Below are 4,305 nucleotides of genomic sequence, written 5' to 3' on the forward strand. Positions count from 1 at the left end.
GTCCAGCCGGGTGTACGCGTGCGCGGCCTGGCCGCCGTACAGGGCGCGCGCCTGCTCGGTGCGAAACCACCGGGCCATCACCGTGGCCGGCAACACCGCACGCGGCCCAAAGGCCGCCAGCCTGACGAAATGACGCGGAACATGCAGTACGGGACGCATCAGGTCCTGGCACAGCTCGTCGAAGCCGGCGGCGAGGTCGCCCACCGCGAGCCGCCACCGCCGTCCATCGGCGCCCATACCGGCCACGGTTTGGTCGATCGACCGATACAGCAACCCGGCGGTGCCGTCGTCGAGCGGATGCGCGCAGTCGACCTCCGGCCATTTCCAGGTCAGCCCATAACGGCCCAGGCCGATCTCCGCCCAGAACGGTGAGCCCACTGCCATTGGATGAGCAGCCGAGCAATGGTCGTGGATAACGTCGGGCACCGTCAGCTCGCCCGAACGCGCCCCTCCCCCAATCGTTTCCGCAGCCTCAAGTATCTGAACGTCAAAACCGTTGCGCGCCAGGTGAATCGCAGCGGCCAGTCCGTTCGGCCCGGCGCCCACGACGACCGCGGTGGTCATTGCGAAGCGGCGGCGTGGCCAGTCGTGATGTGCACCGGGAACTCGTCATCGGGTTCCGGCCAGGGTTGGCGGGCCAGCATGTCCTTAACCGTGACGTAGCCTTCCTCGAGCAGGCCAATCTTGGCGTCGACGATGCGATACCACTGCCTCTGCGTATGAATCGGTTGGCCTTCAAGGATGATCACCCGGAGGTCGCCCTCGTCGAACTGGCAGCGCCGTTGTACCGCCTCCACCAGCTGCTCGTTGTGCAGGTGGCCTTCGCCGAAGTTCCAGCCGATGAGCGGCCCGGCAACCGTTTCGCCCTCACGCAGCGTGTAATCCGCCTCGTTGCCTTCTTCCCCCAGCGCACGGGGTACTAGCCCGTTGAGCGCTCGGCCGTGAACGTGCATGGACCGGAACGCTCGAGCCTTGTCGCTGATGATCTCGGCGGTCGCCGGGTCGTAGAGCTTGGCCACTTGCTTAGCGGTCAGCGCCGAGCTTTTGATGACGTTGGCATCGAGCTTCTCCTCAGCGCCTGCGCGGAAGCACCAAACACTGGACGCCCAGTTGCCGGCGTAGTAGCGCAACGCGGGCAGGAACGAAATCTGTTGCGGAAACATATTTCCCACTACCGGAACGACGACAAGCGCCACCATCAGGAAGGCCAGCAGCAGCGGCGAATTGAGTTCGAAGATGGTAATGCTGCCGTAGTGCCCGAAGAGGTAGAACAGCGAGAAGATGAAAAACACGTTCCACTCCAACGGGACTCCCATCGGGAGGTTGGAAATGATGTTGAGGTGGAAGATCACCATGAACCCGATCAGCCACCAGCGCCACGGATGATTGTCGCCGGCGAAGACCAGCACCGCCGGCACGATGAATTCCGCGGTGGTCCCGCCGACGTGGGCCATGAACTTCGGTATCCAGGACGGCCGCAGGTCGTTGATCGGGTCGCGGTATAGCCTGCGCTTGAACCAGTTGAACGGCTTGCCGCGCAGCAGCGCGTTGTTGCTCATCATCACCGCGACGACGTACGGGAAATGGTGGTTGAGCTTGGATGTCGCCGCGCCCCACCACAGTGCGAGCATGATGATCTTGAAGGCGGCGATCTGGTCGGTGAACGGGAACAAGAACACCAATAGTTTCAGCCAGTAGTGCTCACCGCGGGCGGCCAGGAAGATGGTTTTGTCGCGCAGAGCCAGCACTACCAGTGCGACGATCGGCGGCACCACCAGAGTCGGATCGATCAGACCAACGTCACCAGTGCCGGTGACCGACCCGCCCTGGCCGGGTGACAGCAGCGCCCAGACGCCGGTGGCCAGCAGTATGGCGTAGAGGGCGACATCGACGATAGAGCGGGTATCGCCTCTGGTGAACGGAACCTCGCCGGGCCACGGTGGCAGACGAATCGTCTTGGGCCGCAACCAATACAGGAACCCACCGATCGGTGGCCAGAATCGCGCGGTGAGCGGGCCCGACCCACAGCCCAACCCTAAGACTTCGAACAGCAGGGTGAAGATGACGAACTTCTGGTAGACGATCGGCTGGGTCCACCAGGCCCCGATGTGGCTAAGCCCGCCCAGCCCCGGGGTCAACGAGATGACCGCCGCAGCGCCCGCGGCGTAGGCGGCCATCTTGAGCACGTAGAGCAGATAGATCGCAGACGGGGTACCAAAGCCGTGCTCGACCCAATGCCGGGTCACCACTTGCAGCCTCGAGGCCGACGGCAACGTGGACCAGGTATCGGGATCGACGTCGGGAAGCTCCGGGGTGATGAATCCCATGATGGCCTCGCTCCTGGTGTCAAACCAATTGGCGATGCCAATGTAGCGGCATCACGAGGCCACCGTGTCGATCTTGCAAATTGGCCGAAACACCAAGCTGTTGTCCGCGCGTTGCTCAACGAGCGACTTTGCCCCGCGGACTGAATACTCGAAGAACGTCAAATCGCGGCGGGCTGGAGTTCGCCGTCGACCGGCGGGTAACCAAAGGAGGATTCTGTGTCCGAACACACCCCAGACGACATCTTCAAACTCGTCAAGGACGAGAACGTTGAGTATGTCGACGTCCGCTTTTGTGACCTGCCAGGCACCATGCAGCACTTCACAATTCCGATTTATGTGTTCGACGAGAGCGTCTTCGAGGAAGGCTTGGCCTTCGACGGCTCCTCGATTCGCGGGTTTCAATCAATCCACGAGTCCGACATGCTGCTGCTGCCCGATCCGGAAACCGCGACCATCGACCCGTTCCGTGCCGCCAAAACGCTGAACGTAAATTTCTCCGTGCACGACCCGTTCACCCTCGAGCTGTACTCGCGCGACCCGCGCAACGTCGCCCGCAAGGCCGAGAACTACCTGATCAGCTCCGGCATTGCGGACGCCGCCTACTTCGGCCCAGAGGCCGAGTTCTACATCTTCGACTCGGTGAGCTTCGACTCACGCATCGACACCTCGTTCTACAAGGTGGACGCGACATCCGGATGGTGGAACACCGGAGAAGCGACCGAGCCCGACGGCAGCCCCAACCTCGGCTACAAGGTGCGCCCCAAGGGTGGCTATTTCCCGGTAGCCCCGACCGACCACTACGTCGACCTGCGCGACGAGATGCTCACCCACCTGACCAACGCCGGCTTTTCGCTGGAGAAGGGTCACCATGAGGTCGGCGGCGGCGGCCAGGCCGAGATCAATTACAAGTTCAACACATTGCTGCACGCGGCTGACGACCATCAGATGTACAAATACATCGTCAAGCAAACCGCTTGGCAGGCCGGCAAAACCGTGACCTTCATGCCCAAGCCGCTATTCGGCGACAACGGTTCCGGTATGCACTGCCACCAGTCGTTGTGGAAAGACGGCGTCCCGCTGATGTACGACGACGAAGGGTACGCAGGCCTGTCGGACATCGCCCGCCACTACATCGGCGGTTTGCTGTACCACGCACCCTCGTTGCTGGCCTTCACCAACCCCACGGTGAACTCCTACAAGCGCCTCGTTCCCGGCTATGAGGCCCCGATCAATCTGGTTTACAGCCAGCGCAACCGCTCAGCGTGCGTCCGCATCCCGATCACCGGCAACAATCCGAAGGCTAAGCGGTTGGAGTTCCGCTGCCCCGACTCGTCGGGCAACCCGTACCTGACGTTCGCGGCCCAGTTGATGGCCGGGTTGGACGGCATCAAGAACAAAATCGAGCCGCCTCCCCCGGTCGACAAGGACCTCTACGAGCTGCCACCAGAAGAGGCCGCCGAAATCGTGCAAGCTCCGACCTCACTGTCGGCGGTGATCGACCGTCTGGAGGAAGACAGCGAATACCTCACCGAGGGAGGCGTTTTCACGCCTGACCTGATCCAGACATGGATCAACTACAAGCGCGATTACGAGATTGCGCCGTTCAATCTCCGGGTGACCCCATATGAGTTCGCGCTGTACTACGACGTCTGACCCGAGACCCCTAACGCGTAGCATCGGTGCAGGACAAGGGTTAGCTAAGTCACCCCTGCCAAACAACACCGCGACCTTGAGGTGATCGGGCACCGCGTCGTGGATGACCCAGACCTGCGCAGTGGTGGCGCAATACACCTTGGCCTTGCCCATTGGCGGTGATGTCTTACGCGAGCACGGATTACGACCTAACAGTCCATCACTGAGGGCGTCACCGAGGATCTGGGCAGGGCGCCTGTGCAATGCGTGAAGGTAACTGTCCTAATAGCCTTCGGCCGCCCACTGTCCTCGTCTACCCAGTCCGCCACCGGGTGGGTCAACGCGC

General features: G+C 62.2%; 3 protein-coding genes. 1 reads left to right on the top strand and 2 read right to left on the bottom strand.

Annotated elements, in window-relative coordinates; all coding sequences use genetic code 11:
- The coding region (locus WAN71_RS13455) for a phytoene desaturase family protein (protein WP_422225807.1) at positions 1–564 on the bottom strand (564 nt) is incomplete at its 3' end.
- A complete protein-coding gene (locus WAN71_RS13460) occupies positions 561–2,327 on the bottom strand; it encodes a DUF3556 domain-containing protein (protein ID WP_422225808.1) in 1,767 nt (588 codons plus the stop codon). The genes WAN71_RS13460 and WAN71_RS13455, both read right to left, overlap by 4 nt.
- A 216-nt stretch (positions 2,328–2,543) precedes the next feature.
- On the opposite strand from WAN71_RS13460, the gene glnA reads away from it, so the two are divergent.
- Positions 2,544–3,980, top strand: coding sequence for a type I glutamate--ammonia ligase (glnA, locus tag WAN71_RS13465; protein WP_422225809.1), 1,437 nt, complete (start codon positions 2,544–2,546; stop codon positions 3,978–3,980).
- Positions 3,981–4,305 lie beyond the last annotated feature (325 nt).

Source organism: Mycobacterium sp., from assembly GCF_049280035.1.
Taxonomy (GTDB): Bacteria; Actinomycetota; Actinomycetes; order Mycobacteriales; family Mycobacteriaceae; genus Mycobacterium.